General features: G+C 73.4%; 20 protein-coding genes and 1 pseudogene. 8 read left to right on the top strand and 13 right to left on the bottom strand.

All coding sequences use genetic code 11. From position 1 onward, the window contains the following. Positions 1 to 371 precede the first annotated feature (371 nt). Both ACH01S_RS14300 and ACH01S_RS14295 read left to right on the top strand, forming a co-directional pair. On the top strand, positions 372 to 1,175 hold the full coding sequence (locus ACH01S_RS14300) for an SAM-dependent methyltransferase (RefSeq protein ID WP_067890728.1): 804 nt from the start codon (positions 372 to 374) through the stop codon (positions 1,173 to 1,175). 81 nt (positions 1,176 to 1,256) lie between these two features. After that, positions 1,257 to 1,832: an HU family DNA-binding protein gene (locus ACH01S_RS14295; protein WP_067890725.1), complete on the top strand. Its 576-nt coding sequence runs from the start codon at positions 1,257 to 1,259 to the stop codon at positions 1,830 to 1,832. A gap of 15 nt (positions 1,833 to 1,847) precedes the next feature. Here ACH01S_RS14295 and ACH01S_RS14290 read toward each other — a convergent pair whose 3' ends face one another. Together ACH01S_RS14290 and ACH01S_RS14285 are read right to left on the bottom strand one after the other, a co-directional pair. Beyond that, a complete protein-coding gene (locus ACH01S_RS14290; protein ID WP_067890722.1) occupies positions 1,848 to 2,444 on the bottom strand; it encodes a CBS domain-containing protein in 597 nt (198 codons plus the stop codon). A gap of 235 nt (positions 2,445 to 2,679) precedes the next feature. Next, entirely contained in the window at positions 2,680 to 3,531 is an 852-nt protein-coding gene (locus ACH01S_RS14285) for a DUF72 domain-containing protein (RefSeq protein WP_083980676.1), read from the bottom strand. A gap of 104 nt (positions 3,532 to 3,635) precedes the next feature. Between ACH01S_RS14285 and ACH01S_RS14280 the strand changes: the two genes are divergently transcribed. Beyond that, entirely contained in the window at positions 3,636 to 4,808 is a 1,173-nt protein-coding gene (locus ACH01S_RS14280) for a S1 family peptidase (protein ID WP_067890717.1), read from the top strand. Between the two features lie 123 nt (positions 4,809 to 4,931). On the opposite strand, the gene ACH01S_RS14275 is transcribed toward ACH01S_RS14280, so the two are convergent. From ACH01S_RS14275 to ACH01S_RS14265, 3 genes are all read right to left on the bottom strand, one after another. Continuing rightward, positions 4,932 to 5,726 carry an MBL fold metallo-hydrolase gene (locus ACH01S_RS14275; RefSeq protein ID WP_067890716.1) on the bottom strand — a complete coding sequence of 265 codons (795 nt, stop codon included), beginning with the start codon at positions 5,724 to 5,726 and terminating at the stop codon, positions 4,932 to 4,934. Between the two features lie 131 nt (positions 5,727 to 5,857). Beyond that, the gene (locus ACH01S_RS14270; RefSeq protein WP_218010253.1) at positions 5,858 to 6,787 is read right to left on the bottom strand and encodes an HTD2 family dehydratase; all 930 of its coding nucleotides are present in this window, start codon (positions 6,785 to 6,787) and stop codon (positions 5,858 to 5,860) included. A gap of 165 nt (positions 6,788 to 6,952) precedes the next feature. Next, the gene (locus ACH01S_RS14265; protein WP_169809261.1) at positions 6,953 to 7,531 is read right to left on the bottom strand and encodes a snapalysin family zinc-dependent metalloprotease; all 579 of its coding nucleotides are present in this window, start codon (positions 7,529 to 7,531) and stop codon (positions 6,953 to 6,955) included. A gap of 187 nt (positions 7,532 to 7,718) precedes the next feature. Between ACH01S_RS14265 and ACH01S_RS45340 the strand changes: the two genes are divergently transcribed. Next, positions 7,719 to 8,669: a LysR family transcriptional regulator gene (locus ACH01S_RS45340; protein ID WP_083980674.1), complete on the top strand. Its 951-nt coding sequence runs from the start codon at positions 7,719 to 7,721 to the stop codon at positions 8,667 to 8,669. A 25-nt stretch (positions 8,670 to 8,694) separates the two neighbouring features. Here ACH01S_RS45340 and ACH01S_RS14255 read toward each other — a convergent pair whose 3' ends face one another. Together ACH01S_RS14255 and ACH01S_RS14250 are read right to left on the bottom strand one after the other, a co-directional pair. Further along, positions 8,695 to 9,621 (bottom strand): LysR family transcriptional regulator, encoded by a 927-nt coding sequence (locus ACH01S_RS14255; RefSeq protein ID WP_067890707.1) that lies wholly within the window; start codon positions 9,619 to 9,621, stop codon positions 8,695 to 8,697. Positions 9,622 to 9,637: 16 nt separating this feature from the next. Next, positions 9,638 to 10,651 (bottom strand): methyltransferase, encoded by a 1,014-nt coding sequence (locus ACH01S_RS14250; protein WP_067890704.1) that lies wholly within the window; start codon positions 10,649 to 10,651, stop codon positions 9,638 to 9,640. A 544-nt stretch (positions 10,652 to 11,195) separates the two neighbouring features. Here ACH01S_RS14250 and ACH01S_RS44410 point away from each other — a divergent pair. Beyond that, the gene (locus ACH01S_RS44410; RefSeq protein ID WP_306303245.1) at positions 11,196 to 11,771 is read left to right on the top strand and encodes a response regulator transcription factor; all 576 of its coding nucleotides are present in this window, start codon (positions 11,196 to 11,198) and stop codon (positions 11,769 to 11,771) included. A 273-nt stretch (positions 11,772 to 12,044) separates the two neighbouring features. Here the strand turns inward: ACH01S_RS44410 and ACH01S_RS45955 are convergent. The 4 genes and pseudogenes from ACH01S_RS45955 to lanKC form a co-directional block, all read right to left on the bottom strand. Continuing rightward, positions 12,045 to 12,635: pseudogene (locus ACH01S_RS45955) on the bottom strand (ATP-binding cassette domain-containing protein); the annotation flags it as partial. A gap of 905 nt (positions 12,636 to 13,540) precedes the next feature. After that, positions 13,541 to 15,280, bottom strand: a complete 1,740-nt coding sequence (locus ACH01S_RS14240) for an ABC transporter ATP-binding protein (protein WP_083980673.1) — start codon at positions 15,278 to 15,280, stop codon at positions 13,541 to 13,543. Between the two features lie 74 nt (positions 15,281 to 15,354). After that, positions 15,355 to 15,459, bottom strand: a complete 105-nt coding sequence (locus tag ACH01S_RS46765) for a SapB/AmfS family lanthipeptide (RefSeq protein ID WP_370671569.1) — start codon at positions 15,457 to 15,459, stop codon at positions 15,355 to 15,357. Positions 15,460 to 15,469: 10 nt separating this feature from the next. Then, the gene (lanKC, locus tag ACH01S_RS14235; RefSeq protein ID WP_067890699.1) at positions 15,470 to 18,103 is read right to left on the bottom strand and encodes a class III lanthionine synthetase LanKC; all 2,634 of its coding nucleotides are present in this window, start codon (positions 18,101 to 18,103) and stop codon (positions 15,470 to 15,472) included. Positions 18,104 to 18,502: 399 nt separating this feature from the next. Here lanKC and ACH01S_RS14230 point away from each other — a divergent pair, with 399 nt between their 5' ends. Further along, positions 18,503 to 19,354 (top strand): SAM-dependent methyltransferase, encoded by an 852-nt coding sequence (locus tag ACH01S_RS14230; protein ID WP_083980672.1) that lies wholly within the window; start codon positions 18,503 to 18,505, stop codon positions 19,352 to 19,354. Positions 19,355 to 19,381: 27 nt separating this feature from the next. Here ACH01S_RS14230 and ACH01S_RS14225 read toward each other — a convergent pair whose 3' ends face one another. After that, positions 19,382 to 22,000 (bottom strand): cation-translocating P-type ATPase, encoded by a 2,619-nt coding sequence (locus tag ACH01S_RS14225; protein ID WP_067890696.1) that lies wholly within the window; start codon positions 21,998 to 22,000, stop codon positions 19,382 to 19,384. 5 nt (positions 22,001 to 22,005) lie between these two features. After that, on the bottom strand, positions 22,006 to 22,635 hold the full coding sequence (locus tag ACH01S_RS14220; protein ID WP_370671568.1) for a response regulator transcription factor: 630 nt from the start codon (positions 22,633 to 22,635) through the stop codon (positions 22,006 to 22,008). Positions 22,636 to 22,872: 237 nt separating this feature from the next. Between ACH01S_RS14220 and ACH01S_RS14215 the strand changes: the two genes are divergently transcribed. Together ACH01S_RS14215 and ACH01S_RS14210 are read left to right on the top strand one after the other, a co-directional pair. After that, positions 22,873 to 23,883, top strand: a complete 1,011-nt coding sequence (locus tag ACH01S_RS14215; RefSeq protein WP_067890688.1) for an Acg family FMN-binding oxidoreductase — start codon at positions 22,873 to 22,875, stop codon at positions 23,881 to 23,883. A gap of 49 nt (positions 23,884 to 23,932) precedes the next feature. Continuing rightward, positions 23,933 to 25,651: a GAF domain-containing sensor histidine kinase gene (locus ACH01S_RS14210; RefSeq protein WP_067890685.1), complete on the top strand. Its 1,719-nt coding sequence runs from the start codon at positions 23,933 to 23,935 to the stop codon at positions 25,649 to 25,651. The last annotated feature ends 45 nt before the right edge of the window (positions 25,652 to 25,696 follow it).

Here is a 25,696-nt window from a genome sequence, read left to right as displayed (position 1 = left end):
GATCGGGCTTAGGGCGATCGAGTTTGGGGCGGGTTGGCTGGGGCGAGTCGGGGTGGAGCGAGTTGGCCGGGGTGGGGTGGCCGGGGTGGGCTCGGCAGGGCGTGGGCTCGGCAGGGCGTGGGCTCGGCAGGGCGTGGGCTCGGCAGGGCGTGGGCTCGGCAGGGCGTGGGCTCGGCAGGGCGTGGGGTGACAAGGAGGGCCGGTGAGATGGAACGGGGTGGGTGGGGGAGGGGCTGGGGTGGGTGGGGTTGAGGTGGGAGAGTTGGGGGTGATCACGGGTTTGGGTGATCTGGTGGGGGCTTGTCAGGTATACGGGGCGTGGTACCGGCTTCGCGGTGGGCGGTGGCCGTGGTGGATGGACGGAGCGGCTCATGGGCGGCGGTACTGACGAGCGGACCCCGAAGGGGTTCGATACGAGCGTTCCGAATTCGGCGCGTGTGTGGAACTACTGGCTTGGCGGGAAGGACGGGTATCCGGTCGACCGTGAGGCGGGGGAGCAGTACAGGCAGGTCTATCCGGCGATCGTGGACGTGGCTCGCGCTGGACGTCGTTTTCTCGCCAGGTCCGTGCGGTATCTGGCCGGTGCGGCGGGGGTTCGGCAGTTTCTCGACGTCGGGACGGGACTGCCGACGCTTCAGAACACGCACGAGATCGCTCAGAGCGTGGCACCTGAATGCCGGGTCGTCTATGTCGACAACGACCCTCTGGTTCTGACTCATGCGCGTGCCCTGCTCGCCAGCTCTCCGGAGGGGGCGACCGACTATGTCGATGCTGACATGCACCAGCCTGGTGAGATCTTGCGGGGGGCTGCTGCGGTGCTGGATTTCTCTCGGCCGGTTGGGCTGATGCTGATCGGCGTTCTCGGGCACGTCCAGGAATATGAGGACGCCAGGTCGATCGTGAAGCAGTTGTTGGACGGCCTCGTGCCCGGCAGTCACCTTGTGCTAGCAGACAGTGTCAGTGTCAGTGCGGCGCACCGGAAGGCCAATGCGCGTTATCGGGAGACCGGAGCCGTCCCGTATCTGCTGCGTTCGGAGGAGGAGATCCGAGGGTTTTTCGACGGCGTCGAATTGGTCGATCCCGGGTTCGTGCCGGTGACGCGGTGGCGATGTGGGCGGGATCCCGCTGCCGCCGAGATCGGGATGCTCGGGGGCGTCGGGCTCAAGACACGCTGACTCTGCGGCGGATATCCGGTCCCAGGTCAGCGCGCCGGTCTACGCTGACCTGAACATATCGCCACATGAAGGGCATGGCGCATGAACCGCAGCGAACTGGTCAAGGCCGTGGCGGAGCGCGTCGGAAGTGAGGAGCCTGCCGCGCGTCGGCACGTGGACGCCGTGGTCGAGACCGTGATGGAGCGGGTGTCCGCCGGGGAACGCGTCATCATCACCGGATTCGGGACGTTCGACCGCGTGTCGCGTCCGGCGCGGAAGGCCCGCAACCCGCGCACCGGCCTTCCGATCGAGGTGCCCGCCGCCGAGGTGCCGCGGTTCCGGGTCGGGCAGACGTTCCGGAATCGGGTCAACCCGGTCGGACAGAGTGTGTCCGTCCCGGAGGAGGAGGCCACTCCGGAACCGGTGGTCGCGCTTGTCGCCGAAAAGACCCCATCGAAGAAATCCAAGGACGGTAAGGCAGTCAAGGATTCCAAGGCCATCAAGACCGTCAAGAGCGTTAAGGGCGGGAAGAAGGCCAAGAAGGGATTGGAGAAGCCCAAGGGGGAGAAGGGGGCCGGGAAGGCGACGAAGCGGCCTGGGAAGGCCAAGGCGTCCGCCAAGCCTGCAAAGCCCGCGAAGGTCGGCAAGGCGTCCAAGGCTGCCAAAGTCGGCAAGTAGTGTGGCGGCTCGGCGTCATTCGCGGATCGAGACGCGGGTGACGCCGGGGACCGTGCGGGCGAGGACGTCGGCGATCCGCTGCCCTGGCTCGTCCGCCCGGCCGCGCAGTTCGACGATGCCGTCCCGCACGGAGACGTCCCAGCGGACGTCGTCCGGACCGTACTCGGCGATCGCGGCGAGCACGTCGTCGCGGATGCGGGCGTCGTCGCGGGCCAGGATCGCGATGAGGTCCCGGCGGCTGACGATGCCGACGATGTCGGAGCCCGCCAGCACCGGGACGCTCTTGATGCGTGTCTTCATCATCGTCTCGGCGAGTTCGGCGACGTCCGTGCCGGGACGCGCGATCTCCACGTCGTGGGTCATCACGTCCCCCACCAGGCGCGGGGCGGGCGACGACGAGGTGGCGAGGGGGCGCGCGAACGCTCTCGGGTCGTGCTCGAACACGCCGCGCAGGAGGTCCATCTCGCTGACGATCCCGGCCAGCCGTCCGGAGTCGTCCACGACCGGCAGCGCGGTGATGTCGTGCTCGTGCAGGACGCGGATCGCCTGGCGGACGGTCGCCGTCCGCGGGATCGTCACGACGGGCGAGGTCATCGCCTCCCGGACCAGCATGGGCGTTGTCTCCTTCCGGCGGGGACGCCGTTCACCTACCCGTCCAGAACATCCCTGATCCTCGACCCCCGCGATCGCCACGTCCAGAGTCATCATCTCGCGTGGGCCCCGCAAGCATGGCGAATTCCCGTGCCCCGCACGCACCACCGACCGTCTCGCATGAGGCACTGGTTGTCTCGTGCGAGACGGGCTCGCTGTCTCGAGCGATCAAGGGTGAGCGCGCTGACCGAGAGCTTTAGAACAGGGTTGGTGGGCCTATGGGGGCTGGTTCTGGGAGTGGAGCCAGAGACGGAACTTGTTTTCTCACCTCGTCGTGGAAGCGGCGGGCAAGGGGGAGTGCCTCGGAGTTGTCGGGGGTGTGGATGAAGATGGTCGGTGAACGGCCTTCGCGGAGCCATTCCGCGGTCTTGGCGACCCAGAATTGCCAGCCCTCGACCGTCCGCTCGGTGTCGTCGCGTCCTAGATAGCGGACGATGGGACGGTCTGTCAGGGCCGCCGATCGACGCGGGACGCGCGGCTTCTTCGTCCAGGCGTCGCGTTCGGCGTCGCTGGTCGGACGGCCCTGGAAGAACATGGTGGTGTCGAACGGCACCCATTCCGCGCCGACCCCGGCCAGGACCCGTTCGAGGTCGTGCGCGGAGCGGGCGTCCTCGAAGAACGCCCGGTGCCTCACCTCGACCGCGTAACGGTATGCGCCGGGCAGGCGGCGCAGGAAAGCGGCGAGGGTTCCGAGGTCCGCCGGGCCAAAGGAACCCGGCAACTGCACCCAGAGTGCGTGGGCGCGCGGGCCGAGGGGCTCCATGACATGGAGAAATGTCCGGAGGTCCTCGTCGAAGTTCGCCAGCCGCCGCTCATGTGTGATCGTCTTCGGGAGCTTGACGACGAACCGGAAGTCCGGCTCCGTCTGCTCGGCCCACGACTCCACCGTGCTCCGGGACGGCGTCGCGTAGAAGGTCGTGTTGCCTTCGACCGCGTTGCACCAGCTCGCGTAGGCGCGGAGCCGCTCCGCGGGTGGCAGCGGATGCGGCACGAACCGTCCCTGCCATGGCGGATGGGCCCACATCGCGCATCCCACATGAAGCCGCATGGAGCGACGCTATCGACCTGCGCGCCGATCCGCACTTGAACTCCCTCCGCCCGCGCCGCGTACCTCCACCCGTAGTTCGGGACGTCGGACCTTGGAGGACCCCCATGAGACGCCGGAACCACGCGAGGAAGAGCCGCCTGCGCGCAGCGGTCGTCGGCACCGTGGCCGCGGCGGGATCCGCCGGGCTCGTGGCCGGTGCGCTGTACGCGGTGCGGACGCCGGACCAGTCCGGTGGACGGCAGGCCACCCTGACCGGTGAGCAGGCGGCGAAGCTCGACAGGCAGGCCGCGAACAACGGTCGGCGGGACGTGAGAGGCGCGACGCAAAACACGGGGAACGGCGCGGCCGGGGCGCTGGCGGCGAAGATCGCCGACCGGCTCGGTGGACGCACGGCGGGTTCCTACCTCGACTCCGCCGGGCGGCCCGTCGTCACCGTGACCAACGCGGCGGACGCCGCCATGGTGCGGCGGGCAGGCGCCGTGCCGAAGATGCTGGAGCGCAGCCCGGCGTCCCTGAACCGGATGACGGCGGCGCTCCGCCGGTCGACGTCGGGCGTCCCGGGCACCGGGTGGGCGGTCGACCCCGCCACGTCCAAGGTGACGGTCTGGACGGACGACTCCGTCACCGGCACGCGGATGGCCGCCGTCCGCCGGGCGACGGCGGGGATGGGCACGGCGGTCCGCATGGTCCGCATCCCGGGCCGCCTGCGCACCCTCGCGCTCGGCGGCGACGCGATCTTCGGGCAGGGGATCCGCTGCTCGCTCGGCTTCAACGTCACGCGCGGCGGCGAGGACTTCTTCCTTACCGCCGGGCACTGCGGAAACGAGGTCCGGGCCTGGACGGCCGACCAGCAGGGCGCCGAGGCGCTCGGGACCACCGTCCAGAGCAGCTTCCCCGGGAACGACTTCGCGCTCGTCCAGGCGGACGCGGCCGGTGAGGGCGCCGTCAACCTGTACAACGGGCAGGCGCAGGACATCACCGAGGCGGGCGAGGCCGTCGTCGGGCAGGAGGTCGCGCGCAGCGGCAGCACCACCGGCGTCCACACGGGCAACGTCACCGCCACGAACGCGACCGTGAACTTCCCCGAGGGGACGGTCACCGGCATGATCCAGACGACGGTCTGCGCGGAGCCGGGCGACAGCGGCGGGGCCCTCTTCGCCGGGAGCACCGCGCTCGGCCTCACCTCCGGCGGTTCGGGCGACTGCCAGTCCGGCGGCGTCACGTTCTTCCAGCCGGTGACCGAACCGCTTCAAGCCTTCGACGCCCAAGTCTCGTAGCCGCCCCGAAAAGAGAGGCCGGTCCCACTCTCCCGGGGCCGGTCCTCTCTCTGGACTTGCCCTCTCTCGTGACCGGCCTTCGCTCGGGAGCGGCCTTCGCTTGGGGACGGCCTTTTCTGATGGTTAGAGGGGGAGGCCGAGGGTGGAGTGGTCGGGGCGTTGGTTCTGCGCGGGTGGGGCGCCGATCTGGAGGCCCTGGGCCGTGATGTCGAAGCTCTGCCCGTCGACCGGGAACACGATGTTCGGACGTGAGGAGCGCGTGACCTCGTCCCCAAGGTGCGTGGCGATGAGGTGCAGTTCAGGCCGCTGAGTCGCGATCGCCTCCACGTCCTCCAGACCCATGTGGCCGACCCGTCCCTTCAGGAAGGACGTGTCGAGGACGAGCACCGAACTCTCCGCCGCGAGCGTGTCGACGGACGGGCAGTGGACGGTGTCCCCGGTGTATCCGAGGCGCGCGCCCGCCGTGTCGGTGATGAGGTATCCGAGCGTCGGAACGGCGTGCTTCATCGGGAGGGCCCGGAACTCGTAGCCGCCTTCGGAGCATTCGCCGCCTTCCTCGCCGAATTCGATGTAGCGGGGCGAGACCTTGGCCTTGATGTCCTTCCACACGCCGGGATAGCTGAGTTCGAAGAGCTGGTCCACGCGGCCGGAGAAGCCCTCCGGGCCGATCAGGACGAGGTCGCGGTCCCGGGTCCGCTGGAGCCCCTGTTCCAGGAGCAGGAAGACGATGTCGAAGAAATGGTCGGCGTGGAAATGCGTGATCACGCAGATGTCGACGGCGGACGGATCGAGCCCGGCCCGCCGCATCGCCTTCATGGAGCCGTTCGGCGCGTCGATGAGGAGCTTGCCGTCGATGAGCGCGGACGCGCTCATCCGGGCGGTCAGGATCGACCCTGTCCCGACGAACTGGAGCTTCACTGCTCGGCCCTTTCGCTGCCGGAGCCATCGCGCGGCCCGCGGGCGTCGATGACCCTTCGCACTCGATCGGATGCGTACAGTGAGCCCGTACCCGATGGGCTCGGCGGCAACCACCGTGACCGCCGAGAGGGTCAGCTCGCCTGAACAGCCGTTTCGCTGGAAGGGACGATGTTGACGGCGGTGCGCACGCCCGCGCCGTCCGGGCCCAGGAGGTCGAGTGCCACGCCGTCCGCCGTGGGACGGCCTCGCACCGACGCGGCCTGGCCGCAGAAAAGGGGCGCCATGTTGCGGTGGGTCAGCCGGGAGATCGCGTCGTCCGGACGTTCGAGCCGGAACGCCTCGGCCAGCGTGAGCGTCATCAGCGGGCCGTGCACGACGAGCCCGGGATAGCCCTCGACCCGCGTCGCGTACGGCCAGTCGTAGTGAATGCGGTGCGCGTTGGCGGTGGCGGCGGAGAAACGCATGAGCAGGGTCGGGTCGGTGGAGAAGTCGTAGGCCCAGGCGTCCGCGCGACGCAGCGGACGCCCGACCGGCCGCAGCTCCGCCGCCCGCTCCACCTCCGCCCGCTCTACCGCCCCCCGCTCCGCCTCAGTCCGCTCACCTGGAGACGGTGTGGGACCGGCCTCGCGGTAGATCAGGTCCTGGCGTTCGTCCACGCGCAGTTCGCCGCCGTCGCCGAAGAGGCGGGTCCGGACGGCCACGATCACCAGCGCGCCGGACTGCCCGCTCTTCTCCTTCACCGATTCCACCGTCGACTCCCGGCGGATCGTCTCCCCGACCCGCAGGTCGCCGTGGAAGGCGACCTCGCCTCCGGCGAACATGCGGCGGGGCAGCTCGATGGGCGGAAGGAACGTTCCACGACGCGGGTGCCCGTCCGGCCCCACCTCCGACGACACCGGCCAGTGCGGCAGCGCGACCCAGTGCCACAGGCGCGGCAGGGCGTCCCCGGCGCCGGGCGCGGGCAGGCCGTCGTCGAACAGCGCCGCCAGCGCGGCGACCGGACCGGGCCGCACCACCTCCGCGCTGGTCACGGTGTGCGGTTCCCACTGCTCCATCGCCATGACGTCCGCCTTTCCCCTGGCCACCGGCCTGTAGCGAACCTCAAATCCTAGGTTCGGCGGTAGGCGCGCATGCTCGGTGCCCCCGCCTCAACGGACGGGGGCACCGAGCCGTCACGCGGGAGGCGGGGTCCCTGACCGTCTCCGCGGGACGAAACAGCGGACGTGCTACCGGCTCACGAGCGCGGGGGCGCCGAGCGTCGAGCGCTCCTCGGCGTGCCCGGGCGCGGGCCGGACGGGCCGCCGGACGCCGCTCCAGAAGCGCTGGACGGCGGCGACCTCGTCGGCGTTCGGGTACGGGTTGTCGCACCGTCCGCCGGCCATCACCTTGTCGCAGTTCCCGATGTCCGGCGGGTGTTCGAGGCTGAGGATGTGCCCGAACTCGTGCACGACCACGCGCAGCGGACCCGCGCCGGACTGCTGGATCTGGTTGCGGTAGAAGGTGATCTGCCCGCGCGTGCAGCCGACGCAGCTCGCCATCCCGGGAGCGGGCCCGTTCTGGGCGGTGCTGACCGAGATGCCCGCCTGCCCCTTCTCCAGCCGGACGGACGTGACGCGCGTGTTCCAGATGTCGGCCGCCTGGTCGACGAGGGAGCTGAGTTCGGCGGCCCGGCTCGCGTCGTAGTAGATCGTCCGCACCGCCGCCGGAGCGGGCGCGGCGGGGACGGCGGACGCGCTCGGCGTGCCGGTGAGGACGAGCGCGGCGACGCCGGCGAGCATCGCGACGATGAATCTGGGTGGGGACAACTTCCGGCTCCTTTCCCGATGGACGGTAATGACCGGCCGGTTCCCCCGTGTCGGCGACGCACCGGCTCGATGGAGGGTAACCGGATAACGACCGGTAGCGAACATCACAAATTCCCATAACATCTATTGATGGCCCGCTTTTAGTCGTCTCGTGGCGGGGGTGCGGGAACGGGCGCATAATCCGGGCATGGAGTTGGAGGTCCGCCATCTGAGGATGCTCGACGCGATCAGCGCGGACGGCAGCCTCACCCGGGCCGCGGCCCGGCTCGGCGCCTCCCAGCCCGCGCTGACGGCGCAGCTCCGCCGGATCGAGGAGGCCGTCGGCGGCGCCCTGTTCGACCGGACGCCGCAGGGTGTGGCGCCGACGCCGCTGGGCGAGGCCGTCCTGGAGCGGGCCCGCGCGATCCTCGCCGACCTGGACGATCTGGCCCGCGCGATGCGCGCCCTGCGGGACCGGCCGCAGTTGCGGGTCGGCGCCCTGCCGACCGGGCCCGCGGCGTTCCTCGGCGAGGCGGCCTCCAGCGCGGTGCCGGAGCGGCCGGTGGACCTCGTCGTCGTGGAGAACCGCGCCGAGGCCGTCGCCGCGCTCGTCGGAGGCGAACTCGACCTCGTCCTGCACGTCGACTTTCCCGGCCGGGAATGCTTCGTCCCCGAAGGCGTCGAGCTGATCGAGATCGGCGTTGAGCCGGTGTTCGTCACGGTGCCCCCGGAGATCGAGCACAATGGCGTCGTCGAGCTGGCCGAATTGGTGGAATTCGTGTGGCTGATGGATCGCTACGACGGCGACGAATGCGCGGGGCATATCCGGGACGTCTGCACCGCCGCCGGTCTGCGGACGCCGCTGATCCGCACCCCGGCCCTCCTCAGCGCCGCGCAGGCGGTGCGGCGCGGCGACCCCGTGGTGACGCTGGTGCAGGCCCTCACCGGACACGGCGGCGTGCCGGGCCCGGCGGCGGAGGTGCGCGGCGCGCCGCTCCGGATGCGGCACGTGCTGCTGGCGTCGTCCCCGTGCCGCCCGCAAGCGGAGCGCGTCGCCGCCGAGCTGGTCCGCCTGTACCGGCGGGCGGCGCGGACGCGGAGCCGGGTGCCCGGCTGGTTCGACCGCAACGACGGCTGGCTCGGCTCGGCGTCAGGCTGAACTCGGCGTCAGGCTGAGATCGGCGTCAGGCTGGGGGCGTGGTCTCCCAGTCGGGGTGGTCGGTGAGCCATGTCCGGTAGAGCGGGGTCCGCTCGACCAGGGTGTGCTGCGCGTCCGCCAGCCGGTCGCGCAGGCGGCGGACGTCGCCGGGACGCAGCGGACCGTCCGCCCGCCAGAACAGGCTCGTCCGCACCACCAGCGGGGCGCCCGCGAGCGGGCGGAGCGCGACGCCCGCCCGTGGCCTGGCGCCCGGCATGACGGGCAGCACCACCCGGCCCAGCTCGACCAGCCCGTACGCCGCACCGAAGTCGACCGTCCGCACCCGGGCGCGGATCCCGGCGCGGGTGAGGACGTCGAGGAGGTAGGCGCGGCGGCGGTCCCCGGCGGGCGTCACCGCCCAGGTGCGGTCGGCCAGGTCAGCGAGGGCGATCTCGCCGCGGGCGGCCGTCGCCTCGGGGACGGCGACGAAGAGCGGCTCGTCCGCGACCGCGGTGCGCCGCATGCCGGGCAGCTCGGGATGCTCGTGGCCGGGGAAGTCCGTCGCGAGGACGGCGTGCGCGCGCCCGTCCGCGACGAGTTCCACGGGCGCGGCGCGGGCGGGCGCCGCGCGGACGTCGGCGGCCGTCCCCAGCGCCTCCGCCGCGAGGACGACGAGGTGCGGCTGCAGCGTGCACGGCGTGCAGCTCAGCCGCAGCGCCGATCCGGTGGCCTTCAACCGTGTCAGCGAGTCGAGGACGTTGCGCGCGTGCGCCGCGACCAGCTCGCCGAGCGGCGTGGGCGTCGCGCCGTGCGCGCCCCGCCGGAACAGGGCGCCGCCCGCGACCCGCTCGGCCCGGCGCAGCGTCTCCGACACGGCGGGCTGGGTGATGCCGAGCTGGGCCGCCGCGCCGGTGAGGGAGCCGGTGTCCACCAGCGCGAGGACGACCCGGAGATGCCGGAATTCCAGTTCCATGGCGGCGAGGTTCAGCTCATCCGGCGGGACGCATCTCGACGATCGAGCGGGGGCCCGTCGGGACGACCGCGTCGACCCTCAGCCCGGCCGTCGCCGCCAGCTCGCGCAGCCGCCCGATCGTGCGCTCCCGGCCCCGGACGTAGCAGAGCATGCGCAGGTCTCCCTCGGTGTCGGGCGGGCCGTCCGCCGTGTCGGCGACGTGGTCCAGGACGAGCACCCTCCCCGACTCCGGGACGGCGTCCGCGCACCGCCGCAGGATGCGGGCGGCGTGCTCGTCGTCCCAGTCGTGGAGGACGCCCGAGAGAACATAGCCGCCCGCCCCCGCCGGAAGGGCGTCGAAGAAGCTGCCCGGCCGCGCGTCGGCGCGGTCGCTCAGCCCGGCCGCCGAGATGGCCTCGGCGGCGCGGGCCGCGGGGCCGGGAAGGTCGACCACCGTCCCGCGCAGGGACGGGTGGGCGCGCAGGATAGCGATCAGCAGGCTGCCGTTCCCGCCGCCGACGTCGACCACGTGGCCGAGGTCGCCCCAGGGGTAGGCGTCGGCGACGACGGGCGCGTCCGCCGCCAGCCGGGAGCCCATCAGGGCGTCGAACGACGCTCCAAGCGCGGGGTTCGCGGAGAGGTCGTCCCAGTACGGGCGGCCGAAGTGTCGCGGATACGCGGGCTCTCCGGTGCGGACGGTGTGCAGCAGCTCGACGAAGCACAGGTCGGCGCGCCCGATGGCGTTCTCCAGGTCGAGCCAAGGGCGCACGCCGTCCGGAGCGTCGTCGCGGAGCTGCTCGCCGAGGGGCGTCAAGCCGTAGGAGCCGTCCGCCGCCCGGGACAGGACGCGGGCGGTCACGAGGTGGGCCAGCAGCCGCCGCAGGGCGTCCTCGTCGGCGTCGACCACGGCGGCCAGCGACTCGGGTGTGCGGCGTCCGGCGGCGATGTGGTCGGCGAGCCGGAGCGTCGCCGCGACCCGGACGGCCATCGGGGTGACCAGATCGGCGGCCGCCCACAGCTCCCCGCCCCACCGGGACTCCTCCTCGGCCATCGCGCCTCCCTGGTCGACGTTCTGGGCAACGTCCCGAACGTTATCCCCGGGCGCGAGAGCGCCGCTCGGCGATCAAGCGAACTCCATATTATAGATAGGAATTACGATTATTCTTTCGGGCCGGGAAAGTTGAAGAATGTTTTACCCGGCTAATGCGGAGCCGGGCGGCGGTCGTCGGGTGGGCCCGCTATCCGGCAATTGATCCCTGCCGGGAAGCGGCGGTGAGCGTTCTTCCAGGAATTAACCGCTGTTTCCAGGTCCCCGTCAATGGGCCGTCGGCGATGACCGGGCGAGGTTTGCCGGATCCGGCCACATCATTCTACGAACCGCCTTTTCAAAGGACCCCTTCTATCCACCTAGAAAGGGGCTCCCGAGTGCCCGGTCGTCGCGCTGATCAGGCCGGTGGCGGGCGGTCGCTGTGGAAGAGAGGCCGCCGACTCGACGATTCAAGACGCACAGCGGAGAGTAATTGACGCGAGGCGGGGCGTTGGTTCACCCTTTGTCGGGTGGAGCCGTGCCATGATTCGGATTCTGATCGCCGAGAGTGTGGGTCTCGTCCGCGGCGGGCTCACCGCCCTGCTGGACGGGGTACCGGAAAGTCGTGGCCACCGTCGATTCCGGAAGGCGGGTGCCCGAGGTCTGCCGCGAATACTCGCCCGACGTCGCTTTGATCGACATCGATCTTCCGGGCCTCGACGGATTCGCCGTGACGCGGGCCCTGCGCGATGAGGTCCCCGGGTGCGTCGCCGTCCTGATGGCGAACCGCCACCGGCCCGGGGACGTGCGGCGGGCGGTCGAGGCGCGGGCGGCCGGGCTGGTGCTCAAGGACACCACCCTGGACGACCTCGTCCGGGCGATCCGGCGCGTCGCCGACGGGGAGCGGGTCGTCGACACCGACCTCGTCTTCACCGAGCTGTCCACCGGACGCAGCCCGCTGACCGAGCGCGAGCTCGAAGTGCTCGACCTGGCCGCCCGCGGGGCCACCGCGGCGCAGATAGCCGCCGCTCTCGTGCTGGAGATCGGAACCGTCCGCAACCACCTGTCCCGCATCAACCGCAAGATCGGGGCGCGCAACCGGGTGCAGGCCATCCGCATCGCCCAGGACGAGGGGTGGCTGTGACCCCGGCCCGGCGTCGGCCCCCGGGGCGGCGTCCCGCGGGGACGTTCCGGCCGTCCAGTGGCCGAGCAGGTCGCGGTAGAGCGGGCTGCGGGCGAGCAGCTCCGCGTGCTCGCCGAGGTCGGCGCGCGTCCCGTCCAGCACGAGGACGCGGCGGGCGCGCAGCGCCGAGCTCATCCGGTGCGCGATGACGATGAGCGTGCCGGGACGCCGGGCGAACGCCTCCTCCGCCGCGGCCTCGGCGGCCGGGTCCAGATGGGAGCCCGCCTCGTCCAGGACGACCAGCGGGGCGGGCGCCAGGTGGGCCCGGCCGAGCGCGATGAGCTGGCGCTCCCCGGCCGACAGGGCGGCGGGGTAGAGCGGCGTGTCGAGGCCGCCGACGCGCCGGGTCAGCTCCTCCAGCCCGACCGCGATGACGGTCCGCGCGATCGCGGCGGGCGGGGCGGCCGGGGCCAGGTAGACGAGGTTGTCGCGCAGGGTGCCGTCGAAGACGTACGCCTCCTGCGGGATGAGCACCCGGCTGCTCGGGTCGCCCGCGGGCGAGCCGTCCACCCGGACGAGTCCGGCGCGCGGGCGCAGCGTCCCGGCGATGAGCGCGGCGAGCGTCGACTTGCCGATGCCGCTCGGGCCGACGACCGCGAGGTGCTCCCCGGGCGGGACGACCAGGTCCAGGTCGCGGATGACCGGCTCCGCCGCCGGGCCGTAGGCGAACGTCACCCCACGCAGCTCCACCGCCGGTTCCCGGACGGTGCCGCCGGACGGAAACGTGCCCAAGGGCGGGACGAAGTCGTCCTCCTCTTTCACAGGGGCGCTGGTCTCCAGGATGCGGCCGAGCGTGACGGCGAGGCGCAGCCCGCTGCCGCCCATGCCGCCGACCAGGCTCTCCAGCGCCGGATGCAGCCCGTGCAGGACGTAGGCGAGCGCCCCGACGAGCGTCCCCGCCGTCGCGCCCCGGCCGACGAGCCAGGGCGCCGCGCCGAGGATCAGCAGCGCCGGGCCCCAGCCGCCGATCGCGAGGGCCAGCGCCCGGACCGCCGCCATCCGCGCCACCGACCGCGCGGCGGCGGCCTGCGCGTCGACGTCCCGGCCGAGGACGGCGCGCAGGCCGTCCTCTCCGCCGCAGGCCACGACGTCGCGCAGTCCCTCGGCGAGGGCCGTGGTCCGCTCCGCGATCCGCTCCTCGCCGACGATCAGCCGCCGCTGCCGGACGGCCGCCGCGCCGAACACCGCGCCGAACAGCCCGAGCCCGGCCGCGAGCGGCGGCACGACGAGCAGCGCCACCTCCGGCATCAGCGTCGCCATCCCGGCGAGCGCGCCCGCCGTGGCGAACAGGAACCCGCGCAGCACGATCAGGATCCCGCCGAACGTGTCGCGGACGATCTCCACCTGGTGGGTGAGCCGGGCCACCGCGCCCGTGTCGGGCCCGCCGTCCGCCGACCGCCGCAGCGCGCCGCCCGCGACGGCGCGGACCAGCTCGTCCCGGAACGGCTCGACGACGTCGGCGAGGGGCCGGTAGAGCCGGCGCGCCCCCGCGGCGCCGGTCGCCGCGGACACGGCCAGGACGGCGAGCCAGCACGCCGCGACCGCCGGGCGGCCGCCGCGGAAGGCGTCCACCGCCCGCGCGACGGCCTGCCCGAACACGATCGTCGGCACCGCCTCGGCGAGCGACCAGGCGGCGAGCCGCGCCACCGGGCGCGGCCGGGCCCGCACCGTCCCGGCGAGGAGCCGGACCAGCAGCCGCGCGGTGCTCCGCCGGGACGCCGTCGCGACGGTCATTCCCCGTCCACCCCGAACACGGCGCGGTAGTCGGGGCACCGCCACAGGACGTGGTGGGGGCCTTGCGCGCGGACCCGCCCGCCGTCGAGCCAGACCACGAGGTCGGCGCGGGCGGCCGTGCCCGCCCGGTGCGCGATGATCAGCCGGGTGCGGCCGCCGAGCGGGCCGCCGAGCAGCGCGTCGGTGATCCGCAGCTCGGTCGCGGTGTCCAGGCTGGACGTGGCGTCGTCCAGCACGAGGACGCGGCCGGCGTGCGCGAACGCGCGGGCCAGGCCGAGCCGCTGCCGCTCCCCGCCGGACAGCGGCGCGGCGGCGAGCGGCGTGCCGTACTCCAGCGGCAGCCGCCGGATGAAGCCGTCCGCGCACGCGGCCTCGGCGGCGGCCCGCAGGTCCCGGTCGGGCGGGCGGTCCGGCCCGAACGCGAGCGCGTCGAGGACGGTCTCGCCGAACAGGAACGGGCGGTCGAACGCGTAGCCGACCGCCCGGCGCAGCGCCGTGCGGCCGAGCCGGGGCAGGGCCGTCCCGTCGAGCCGCACCTCGCCCCGGTCGGGGTCGGTGAGGCGTCCGGCGAGCGCGGCCAGCAGCGACTTCCCGGCGCCGGAGCGGCCGACGACCGCGACCGCCGCCCCGCTCGGGACCACGAGGTCCAGGTCGTGCAGGACGCCGCCCTTGGACACGCCGCGGAACTCCAGCAGGCCGCGCCCGGGAGGCGGCTCCCGCGTGCCGTAAGCGCGGACGGGCTCGGCGAGGACCTCCGCCGCGCGGGCGGCCCCGGCGCGGGCCCGGCCCAGCCGCACGAGGTTCGACAGCACCGGCCCGAACCCGGCCGCGAGCCCGGTGTACTGGACGGCGGCGACGAGCTCGCCGGGGCTGATCCGTCCCGCCGTGAGCTCGGCGCCCGCCACGGCCAGCACCGCGACCTGGAGCAGGAGCAGGGTGAGCAGGCTGCGCGCGGCGACGCGGCCCTGGGCGTCCCAGGTCGCGTGGCCCTCGGCCCGCAGGTCGGGCAGCGGCGCGAGGACGCGGGCGAGCTCCCGCTCCGACGTCCGCGCGGCGGCGATCGTCCGGGCGCCGCCCATCGCCTCGGCGAGGCGCGCGGCGATCGTGCCCTGGAGGGCGAGGTAGCGGTGCACCGTCCGGGTGATGTCGCGGACGAACACCCGCAGCAGCAGCCCGACCAGCGGCAGCGCGACGGCGACGGTCAGCGCGAGCCGCCAGTCGAGGACGCCGAGCACGGCGAGCGCCCCGGCGGGCGTGACCGCCGCGACGACCGCCCGCGTCGCCGCGACCGGCGCGACCCCGGCCTCGGCGGCGCCCGTCACCACGCGGCTGGTGAGGTCCCCCGGACGGACGGGCGACGCGGGCCCGGCGGCCAGCACCCGCCCGACGAGCAGGCGCCGCAGCCAGGCGGTCGCGCGCGCCTGCCCGCAGCCGGTCGCGAGCTCGCTGAGCACCTCCGCGGCGGCGGACGCGACGATCAGCGCACCGCACAGCGGGATCGCGCGGGACGCGCCCCCGCCGCCGAGCGCGGCGTCCACCGCCCCGGCCATCGCGATCGGCAGGAACGTGGCGGCGAGCGCGTCGGTCAGCGCCGCCGCGCCCAGCAGGACGTTCCACCAGGCGCCGCGCCGGGCGGTGCGCAGCAGCAGCCGGTCCGCGTCCCGCAGGCGCGGACGCGGACGCGGACGGGGGCGCCGGTGCGAAGCGGTGGAGGGGCGGGCGGCCGTCGATGCCATGGATGCTCCAACGGGCTGGGAAAACGGGGGCGGCCATGGCCCGGTCCCGGGCCATGGCCGCCGTGAGCGGGGCGTCAGCTATCGCAGATCGTGACACTGGCCCGGCTGCCGCAGTGCACGGAGAGGCTGCTGCGGCCAGGGTGATCGCTGTTCTCGACCGTCAGTCCCTGAAGGTCCATGAGCGCCATGTCATTCACCTCCTTTCCAGGCGGGGTTGCGGGGAGGGGCCACCGCGGAAGACTCCACGGTGGCTCCGGTCGGCCGGTACGACGGCGCGCGGTGGAGGAAGGGAAGCCCCACCGGCCGGTCGTGCAGGGCCGAGCCGACGGCGAGCAGCACTCCGGCCGTGCCGGTCGCCAGGTCCATGGAGAGCCGGTACAGGTGGTCGCCGGGCGTCGCGAGGCCGCCGGCGTAGGGGAGCGCGTGCCAGGCCAGGTCGCGGACATGGCGCGCGACCCAGGGTTCCGCCCGGTCGTGCCGGGCGAGGTGCAGGATCATTCCGGCGCGGCCCGCGAACAGGCCTGCCTGCGCGTAGTAGTGGGACGTCGCCGCCGGGCGGATCGCCGCGCGCGCCGCGGCGAACTCCTCGTCCGACCGGTGTTCGAGGTAGTCGTCGAGCACCATCGCGATGCCGACGCTGCCGTGGTCGACGTAGGGGAGGACGCGGTGGCCGTCCTTGACCTGCGTTCCGGACTCGTCCTCGACGCAGCCCGCGAGGTCCTCGCGCAGGGCCTCGGCGGCGCGGTCGAGGAGCGCGGGGTCGCCGCCGCGCTCGTACAGCCGGACGAACATCAGCGCCGCGCCCGAGGCCCCGTGCATCAGCCCGGGCCGGGGCGGCGGCCCCGCGCCCGGCGCCCGGCGGTCGGCGACGATGTCCGCCGCCCGCCAGGCCGCCGCGCGCAGCGTGGACTCCCCGGTGAAGTCCGCGAGGTGGTGCAGGACGAGGGCGTATCCGGGCAGCCCGCCGTACAGGTCGTTGCCGAGCTTCTCCCACCGCTCGCCGAGGCAGATGTCGGCGACGTCGAGCGCGGCCTCGACGTGCCCGAACCCGGCGAGCACGTACGCGGCGCCCTGCAGGCCGTCGTAGAGGCCGAGGCCCGTGCCGCGCGGCGGGTCGCAGGCCCGCCGGGCGAGCCACTCCTCGTGGTCCGGGCGGCGGCCGACGCCGGTCGCGTCCAGCGCGTACAGCACCCCGGCCGCGCCGTGCGCGAGGCCGAGGGTCGAGCCGAAGAACTGCTCGACGTCGCCGGGGAAGAGCCGGTCGGCGCGCTCCGGGGTGGCCGAGGCGAGGACGGCCCGGCCGAGCGCTCCCCGGACCCGTGTCCAGCCCTCCGGGTCCGGGGAGAACACCGGCGCCGCGCCCCCGGCCGCGGCGCCGTCGCCGGGCGGGCGCGGGCGGGGCACGGCGGCGGTCCGCGGCGCCGTGCGGGTGATCTCGGCGACGGCCTCGTCCAGGAAGGCGGGGGAGACCGGGAACCACTCCGCGATCACGTCGGCGAGCTGCCGGGCCTTGCCGCGGTGCAGCACGAACAGCGTCGTCATCGGCAGGAACAGGGCGAGCCGCAGGCAGGCGAGGCTGTAGACGTCGACCTCGGCGCCGCGCCGGTCGGGCGGCGCGAGGAACGCCGGGCTGGCGAGGGTCTGCCGCCCGTTGTCCCCGGCCGGCGCGGCGGTCTCGAAGTCGATCAGCGCGACGGTGTCGTCCGGGCGGACCATCACGTTGAACATGTGCAGGTCGTTGAAGACGACGCCGCGGCGGTGCAGCTCGCCGACCACGCGCTCGACGCCCGCGTGGATCTTCAGCGCCCACTCGGTGTACTCGGGGATCTTGTCGTGCGGCGGGTCGGGGTCCAGCAGCGGGTGCCTTTCGGCGAAGAAGGTGTTCAGCGCCCGGCCCTCGATGAACTCCTGGACGAGGAAGTGGTGGTCGCCGAGCGTGAAGTAGTCGTGGACCGCCGGCACGCCCTCGACGCCCGCGAGCCTCGTGAGGATGTCGCGCTCGCGTCCCAGCCGGGTGACCGCGTCGGCGTCGTCGGCGGCGAGTCCCGCGTGCGGCCGGGCCTCCTTGAGGACGACCTTGCCCCCCGTCCGCGTGTCGACCGCCTCGTACACCCCGCCGCCGTTGGAGAAGTGCAGCGCCCTCTCGATCCGGTACGGGAGGTCGCGGGTGGTGGTGGCGGTCCTCGCGGCGAGGTGCGGTTCGAGGCAGCGGGGGAGCGTCGTCCAGGACGGGACGGTGAACACGGGCCCGCGCCGGTCGGGGACCAGCTCGCCGTCGCCGTCCTCCATCGCCGCGACGAGCTCGCCGCGCTCGTCCAGGCAGCGGCGCTCGGCGAAGCCGCCGTAGCGGACGTGCAGCGGGCCGTCCCCGATGCGCAGATCGCTGAGGATATAGGGGCCGGGAAGGCCGGCGACGAGCGGGCCCAGGCCGTCGAGAACGCATTCGAGCTGATCTTCGTCGGCCGGGTAAATGGTGACGAGTTTGCCGCTGGAACCGCGCGGCGCGTATTTGGCGTTGCGCATCCGGAGCGTGCCGGGGCCGCGCAGGTGCTTGAACTGGATGCCGCGCGGGACGCAGAATCCCCAGGTCTGCCGGAGCACCTCGGCGGCGCTGGCGGCGCACCCGGTCACATGGACTTTCCAGCCTTGCGCCGGTGTCCGGTCGTTCGGCGGGACGTAGACCGTCCATTCGTCGCCGAACACTTGCTCCCAGCCTTCGGGAAGGGCGTCATGCGAGATTTCGTAATCGGTGTCGCGGGTGACGGGCGGGGCGTCGTAAAAGTACCGGTCGGTGAGGCAGTAAAGCTCGTACTGCTTCCGCATGACCCGCTTCCTCTCGTTCGCGTTCGAAAAAAAGATTCCAGTTGAATGGCATGCGGAACAAGTAATGGACGTCACTTGTGCGCCGTTAAAACGTGTCGCGCGGGCCGTGAATGAACGTCCGTGAACGGCTGCCCTGACGTCGGCGGAGGCGTCCGCGCGGGGCCGCGCTCCGGTCGGCGCGGCGGTGCGGCGGGCCGTTCGCCCGCACAGATCTCCACGAGTCGGCACCGGAACGCTCCATTCCCGGCTCCGGCCCTGTAACCTCGCCTTTTGCCGCCGACTCCATGCGAAATGGGACGGTGTCTAAAAGTCGTATACGATCGACGGGTTGGATTTCCCCGGCCGCCGGCGGAGCGCGGTGGGGCGCGGGATCCCGACCGACGAGACGAGGAGTCGACGATGCCCCCGTCCGGCGCCGCCCCCGGTGGCCCTTCCGCGAGCCCGTCTCCCGGTCTGCCCGAGGACGTCCAGGCGCGGTTCCGGACCGACATCCCCTCCCCGGCGCGGACGTGGAACTACTGGCTGGGCGGCAAGGACAACTACGAGGTCGACCGCGAGGTCGGGGACGCGACCGCCGCGCTGAACCCCGAGCTGATCCGGCAGGCGCGGCAGGGCCGCCGGTTCCTGAACCGCGTCGTGCGCTACCTGGCGACCGAGGAGAAGATCCGCAACTTCCTCGACATCGGCGCGGGGCTGCCGACCGAGTCCAACACCCACCAGGTCGCGCAGCTCGTCGCGCCCGAGTCCCGTGTCGTATATGTCGACAATGACCCAATGGTCCTGGCGCACGCGCGGGCCCTGATGCGCGGGACGACCCCCGAGGGCGTCACCGGGTATCTCGATGCGGACTTCCACAATCCCGCGCAGATTCTCGCCGAGGCGGCGAACGTGCTGAACTTCAGCCGCCCCATCGCGGTGATGTTCATGGGCGTCCTCGGGTTCTCCCCGGACTACGAGGCCACCCGGCGGGTCGTGGCCGAGACCATGGCGGGCGTCCCGTCGGGCAGCTTCCTCGTCGTGTGGGACTGCACCGACACGTCCGAGGAGGCCAGGCGCAGCACCGAGAAGTACGCCGAGTCGGGCGCGCTGCCCTACAACCTGCGCAGCGTCGAGCAGATCGGGCGCCTCTTCGAGGGCCTGGAGATGGTCGAGCCCGGCCTTGTCACCATCTCGCGCTGGCGGCCCGACCTGATCGGCGACCTTGAGCCGGAGCACGTCCACAGCTACGGCGCGGTCGCCCGCAAGCCCTGACCCGGCCTGCCCGGAGGGCCGCCGGGGTCAGCGCTGCCGCTGGACCAGCTTGAGCAGTTCGACCGCCACGTAGGAGACGGCGGCGATGACGACGATGCGCGCCCACGCAGCGCCGCCCAGCGGAGCGGAGTGGAACACGTCGTTCATGCCGGGCGCGTAGGTGTAGAGGGCCTGGAGCCCGGCGAGGGCGAGCGCGCTGACGGCCACCCACGGGTTGCGGCGGACGCCCGTCCAGAGCAGCGGGCGGTCCAGCGACAGGCAGTTGAACAGGTACGTCAGCAGCGTCAGCGCGAACACGTTCACGACGATCGTCTGCGCCGCCTCGGGGGACGCGCCGTGCGCCCGCTCCCAGTGCTGGAGCCCGAACGCGCCCGCGAGCAGGATCGCCGACACGAGCAGGATCCGGACGGTCATCGCCCGCGAGATCAGCGGCAGCGCCGGGTCGCGCGGCGGCCGGGTCATGATGCGCTCGTCCTTCGGCTCGACCGCGAACGGCAGCCCGAGGACGAGCACCGCCGTCATGTTCAGCCACAGCACCTGGAGCGGCAGGATCGGCAGCTCCGTCCCGGCGACGATCGCGGCGACCAGCACCAGGCCGAGCCCGACGTTGGACGGCAGCGCCCACACGATGAACTTGACCAGGTTGTCGAAGACGCCGCGCCCCTCCTCGACGGCCTTCTCGATGGAGGCGAAGTCGTCCCCGGTCAGGACCATGTCGGCCGACTCCTTGGCCGCGTCGGTGCCGGTGCGCCCCATCGCGACGCCGATGTCGGCCTGCTTGAGGGCCGGGGCGTCGTTGACGCCGTCGCCGGTCATCGCGATGACGTGGCCGGCCTCCTGGAGCGTGCGGACGAGGCGGAGCTTCTGCTCGGGCGACACGCGGGCGAACACGGCGGTGGACCGGACCCGCTCGGGCGGCACGTCCGCGGTGAGCTCCGCGCCGGTCATGACGTCGCCGCGCAGCCCGACCCGCTCGCCGATCGCGCGGGCGGTCGCCGCGTGGTCACCGGTGATCATCTTGACCTCGACGCCCGCGGCGTGGCAGGTCCGGACGGCGGCGGCGGCCTCGTCGCGCGGCGGGTCCAGCATGGCCTGGAGGCCGAGGAACGTCAGCGGGGGCAGCTCGTCCAGGTCGCGGGCCCCGGTCCGGCCGCGGGCGAAGGCCAGCACGCGGAGCGCCTGGCCGCCGTAGTCCTCGGCGCGGGCCTGGACGGCGTCCGCGTCGAGCGGGACGGGCTCGCCGTCCGGTCCGGCCGCGTCGGCGCAGAGTTCCAGGATCCGCTCGACCGGGCCCTTGACGTAGACGGTCCCGTCCTCGTGCAGCGTGGCCATGAACCGCCGCTCGGAGCTGAACGGCAGGACGGCGACGCGGGCCGGGACGCGGTCGAGCCCCGCCTTGGCGGCGCTGGTGACGAGCGCGCCCTCGGTCGGGTCGCCGGTGATCGTCCACCCGTCGCCGTCGCGGACGAGTCGCGCGTCGTTGCAGCCCAGGCCCGCGAGCAGGACGTCCCGCAGGACGGGCTCCCCGGCGAGGCCGACCGGCCGCCCGTCCCGCTGGATCTCGCCGGTGGGCGCGTAGCCGGTGCCGGTGAGGGTGTAGTCGCGCCCGCCCGCGGTGGCGGCGGTGACGGTCATCTGGTTCTGGGTGAGCGTGCCGGTCTTGTCGGTGCAGATCACGGTGGTGCTGCCGAGCGTCTCGACGGCGGGCAGGTGCCGGACGATCGCGCCGCGCCGCACCATCCGCGCGACGCCGAGCGCCAGCGTGATCGTGACGATGGCGGGCAGCCCCTCGGGGATCGCGCCGACCGCGAGCGCGACCGCGGCGGTCAGCATCTCGGCCGCGCCCCGGCCGCGCAGCACGCCGATCGCGAAGGTCAGCGCGGCGAGCACCAGGATCGCCACCGTGACGACCTTGCTGAACTCGGTGATCTTGCGGGTGAGCGGCGTCCGCACGGCGGCGGTGGTCTGGACGAGCCGGTCGATGCCGCCGAGCTCGGTGTCCGCGCCGGTCGCGACGACGAGCCCGGCGGCGCGCCCGGCGGTGACGAGCGTCCCGGAGAAGGCCATCGCGGCGCGGTCGGCGAGGGCGACCTCGGGCAGCGCCGCCGGGTCCTTGGCGACCGGCGCGGACTCGCCGGTCAGCGCGGACTCGTCCACGGCCAGCTCGTCGGTGCGCAGCAGCCGCAGGTCGGCGGGGACCTTGTCGCCCGCGTCCAGCTCGACCAGGTCGCCGCGGACGAGGTCGGCGGCCGGGACCTCGGCCGACGCGCCGTCCCTGACGACCGTCGCCGTCGTCCGCGCCATCGCGGCGAGGGCGGTGAGCGCCTTCTCCGCCCGCGACTCCTGGACGAACCCGACCACCGCGTTCACGACCACCACGCCGAGGATCACGAGGGCGTCCACGTGCTCGCCGATCAGGGCGGTCACCGCCGCCGACGCCAGCAGCACGTAGATCAGCGGGCTGTTGAACTGGAGCAGGAACCGGGTCAGCGGGCCGCGGCCGCGCGCGGCGGGCAGCGCGTTCGGGCCGTCCGCGGCGAGCCGGGCCGCCGCCTCGGCGGCGGTCAGCCCGCGCCCGGCGTCGCCGCCGAGGTCGCGGACGACGTCCTCGGCGGGCCTGCGGTAGGGCGCGAGGTCCGTGGCCATCGCGGTCAGTCGCGCTTGTTCGAGTCGGCCTTGAGCTGGGCGGCGAGGGCGGCGGCCTGGGTGCGGCGGCTCATGCCGAGCTTGGCGAAGATGTTGGAGATGTAGTTCTTGACGGTCTTCTCGGCGAGGAAGAGGCGTTCGCCGATCTGGCGGTTGGTGAGTCCTTCGCCGATGAGTTCGAGGATGTGGCGTTCCTGCTCGGTGAGGCCCTTCAGGGGGTCGTTCTTGTCTTGGCGGGTGCGGATGCGTTCGAGCATGCGGGCGGTGCTGCGCGGGTCGAGCAGGGATTGGCCGGTGGCGACGGTGCGGACGGCGCCGACGAGGTCGGAGCCGTGGATCTGTTTGAGGACGTAGCCGGCGGCGCCTGCCATGACGGCTTCGAAGAGGGCGTCTTCGTCGTCGAAGGAGGTGAGCATGAGGCAGGCGAGGTCGGGCATTTGGGAGCGGACCTCGCGGCAGACGGTGACGCCGTCGCCGTCGGGGAGACGGACGTCCAGGACGGCGACGTCGGGGCGGGCGGCGGGGATGCGGGCGATGGCCTCGGCGGCGGTGCCGGCTTCGCCGACGATGTCGATGTCGTCCTCGGCGGACAGCAGCGCGGCCACGCCGCGGCGGACGACCTCGTGGTCGTCCATCAAGAACACTCGGATCGGTGTTGCGTTAGGCGTTTGGCCCGTCATGGCGTTCGATTCCCTCGCTCAGTGGTCGCGACATGGACGCTACCCCGCATTCGGCCTGTTCCTCAGGCTGCCGGACGTCCTCCCGCCCCGGGACCAACGTCCCGATCCGGTCCCCGGCCCGGATGAAGGACCTTGGCCCCTGCCGCCGCGCCCCTCCCGCTGGTGGTCTGGAGGCAGGGGGAAGGAGCGAAAATGCAGACCAAGAACAACGTGGAGACCGGCGAGGCCGTCCGGCGGGCGGTCGAGGACGCGGTACAGGCCCCGTCCGTGCACAACACCCAGCCGTGGCGGTTCGGCGTGCGCGGGGCGCGGCTCACGCTGCGCGCCGACCCCGACCGGCGGCTCGGCGTCGCCGACCCGGCCGGCCGCGAGATGCTGATCAGCTGCGGCGCCGCCCTGTACAACCTGCGGTTGTCGCTGCGCGCGCAGGGCTTCGAGCCGGTCGTCCGGACGCTGCCGGACCCGGACCGCCCGCACCTGCTCGCCGACGTCCACGCCGAGCCCGGCGCGGACCCGCCCGACGAGGACGTCGAGCGCGAGCACGCCCAGATCCGCCTCCGCCACAGCCACCGGGGCGGGTTCCGGGACGAGCAGGTGAGCGCGGGCGTGCTGGCGGCGCTGCGGCACGCGGCCGAGCGCGAGGGGGCGCGGCTCGTCCAGGCCGTGGACCCGAACGTGCGGGGCGCGCTGGCGGCGCTGACCGAGGCGGCCGAGCACGTCCAGCGGCGGACGCCCGCGTACGCGGCGGAGATCGCCCGCTGGGCGCCCGCCCCGACCACGGCCCGGCGGGACGGCGTCCAGCACGCCGCCTACCCCAGCCGGCCGGCGCGCACCGAGCCGAACTTCGCGGCCCGCGACTTCGCGCGCGGGCAGGGCTGGGGCGTGCGGCCGTCCGCGCCCGACGAGGGCGGGACGGCCGGGACCGGCCTCGTCGTCCTGCTCGTCACCGGGGACGACACGCCCGCCGCGTGGCTGGACGCGGGCCAGGCCCTCCAGCGGGTCCTGCTGCGGGCGGCCGAGCACGGCCTGTCCGCCGCCTACCACACGCAGGCGCTGCAGGTCCCGGAGCTGCGCGAGTTCATCCGGGCGCGGTTCTGCGGCGACGCCCACCCGCAGATGCTGCTGCGGCTCGGCGTGCCGGAGGGCGAGGAGCTGGCGACCGTCCGGCGTCCCGTGGAGGAGGTGCTGACCGAGGAGCCGTGAACCCGCTCCCTGGTGGGGCGTTCCGGGATCACTCGGCGATACTGGCGGTGTGGTTGAGGGACCTGACAACGGCCGGGACAGGGCGCGCCTGATCCTGCCGCAACTGCAACTGGACGATCTGCTGACCGAGTTGCAGGCGCGGTTGGAGGCGGCGCGGTCGACGCGCGACCGCGTCCATGCGCTGCTGGAGGCCGTCGTCTCGGTCGGCAGCGAGCTCGACTTGGAGTCGGTGCTGCGGCGGATCACCGAGGCCGCGATCACGCTGGTGGACGCCCGCTACGGCGCGCTCGGCGTGATCGGTGAGGAGGGCGAGCGGCTCGTCCAGTTCGTCACGGTCGGTGTCGGTGAGGACGAGATCGAGGCCATCGGGCACTGGCCGCACGGCCACGGCATCCTCGGGCTGCTGATCCGCGAGCCGCACCCGCTGCGCCTGGCCGACCTCGGCGAGCACCCCGACTCCTACGGCTTCCCCGCGAACCATCCGCCGATGCGCTCCTTCCTGGGCGTCCCGATCCGGGTCCGGGACGAGGTGTTCGGCAACCTCTACCTGACCGAGAAGGCGGGCGGCGGCGAGTTCGACCAGGAGGACGAGGTCGTGGTGACCGCGCTGGCGACCGCGGCGGGGGTCGCGATCGAGAACGCGCGGCTGTATGAGGAGACGCGTCGGCGGGAGCGGTGGCTTGAGGCCTCGGGCGAGATCTCCACGGCGCTGCTGTCGGGGACCGATCCGCACGAGGTGACCGCGCTGGTCGCCCAGCGCGCCCGGCAGATCGCCGACGCCGACCTCGCGACGGTGGCGCTGGCCGAGGACGGCGCCGGGCGGTTCGTCGTCGAGGCCGCGCACGGCGAGGGCGCCGAGGGGCTCGAAGGGCTGCGGGTCCCGCTGGACCATTCGGTCGCGGGCCCGGTGTTCGCGGACGGCACGGCGGTGCGGCTCGCCGACGGGGACCCGGCCGCGCGCGAGGCGAACGTCCCGTCCGAGGTGCCGGTCGGGCCGATGCTGGTCGTGCCGCTCGGGCTGGGCTCGGCGGCGCGCGGCGTCCTGTCGGTGATCAACCGGCCGGGCGGCGCGGTGTTCTCCGAGGGGACGCAGCGGCTGCTGGAGGCGTTCGCCGGGCAGGCGGCCGTCGCGCTGGAACTCGCCGAGCGGCGCCGCGACGCCGAGCGGCTGACCCTGCTGGAGGACCGCGACCGCATCGCCAAGGACCTGCACGACACCGTGATCCAGCGGTTGTTCGCGACCGCGATGGGGCTGATGGCGGCGATGAAGCTCGTCCAGCACAGGGAGGTCGCGGTACGCGTCCAGCGCGCCGTGGACGACCTGGACGACACCATCCGCCAGATCCGCTCCACGATCTTCGCCTTGCAGGGCCCCGAAGTGGAGGAGTCGCTGCGCAGCCGCGTGCACGCGCTGGTGGACGCCGCGACCGAGCAGCTCGGGTTCGCCCCCTCGGTCCGGCTGGACGGCCTGCTGGACACGGCCGTCGACGACGAGACCGGGGAACATCTGCTGGCCGTGGTGCAGGAGGCCCTCTCCAACGTCGCCCGGCACGCGCGGGCGAGCGAGGCGACGGTCAGCGTCGACGTCGGCGACGAGGTCACCGTCCGCGTCCGGGACAACGGGGTCGGCATCGGCGCCGGCGGACGCCGCAGCGGACTGCGCAACATGGCGGAGCGGGCCGAGGGGCTCGGCGGCTCGTGCGCGGCCGGGCCGGGCCCGGGCGGCGGGACGCTGATCGTCTGGCGCGTCCCGCTCAAGGACGCCTGAGGGTCGGGCCCGGCAGGGCCGATCGGCCCTTCGACATCGCGTTCC

The sequence above is a fragment of the Actinomadura chibensis NBRC 106107 genome (assembly GCF_001552135.1).
GTDB lineage: Bacteria > Actinomycetota > Actinomycetes > Streptosporangiales > Streptosporangiaceae > Spirillospora > Spirillospora chibensis.
The sequence above is the reverse complement of the archived record's forward strand: the minus strand, read 5'-3'. Positions and strand labels throughout refer to the sequence as shown.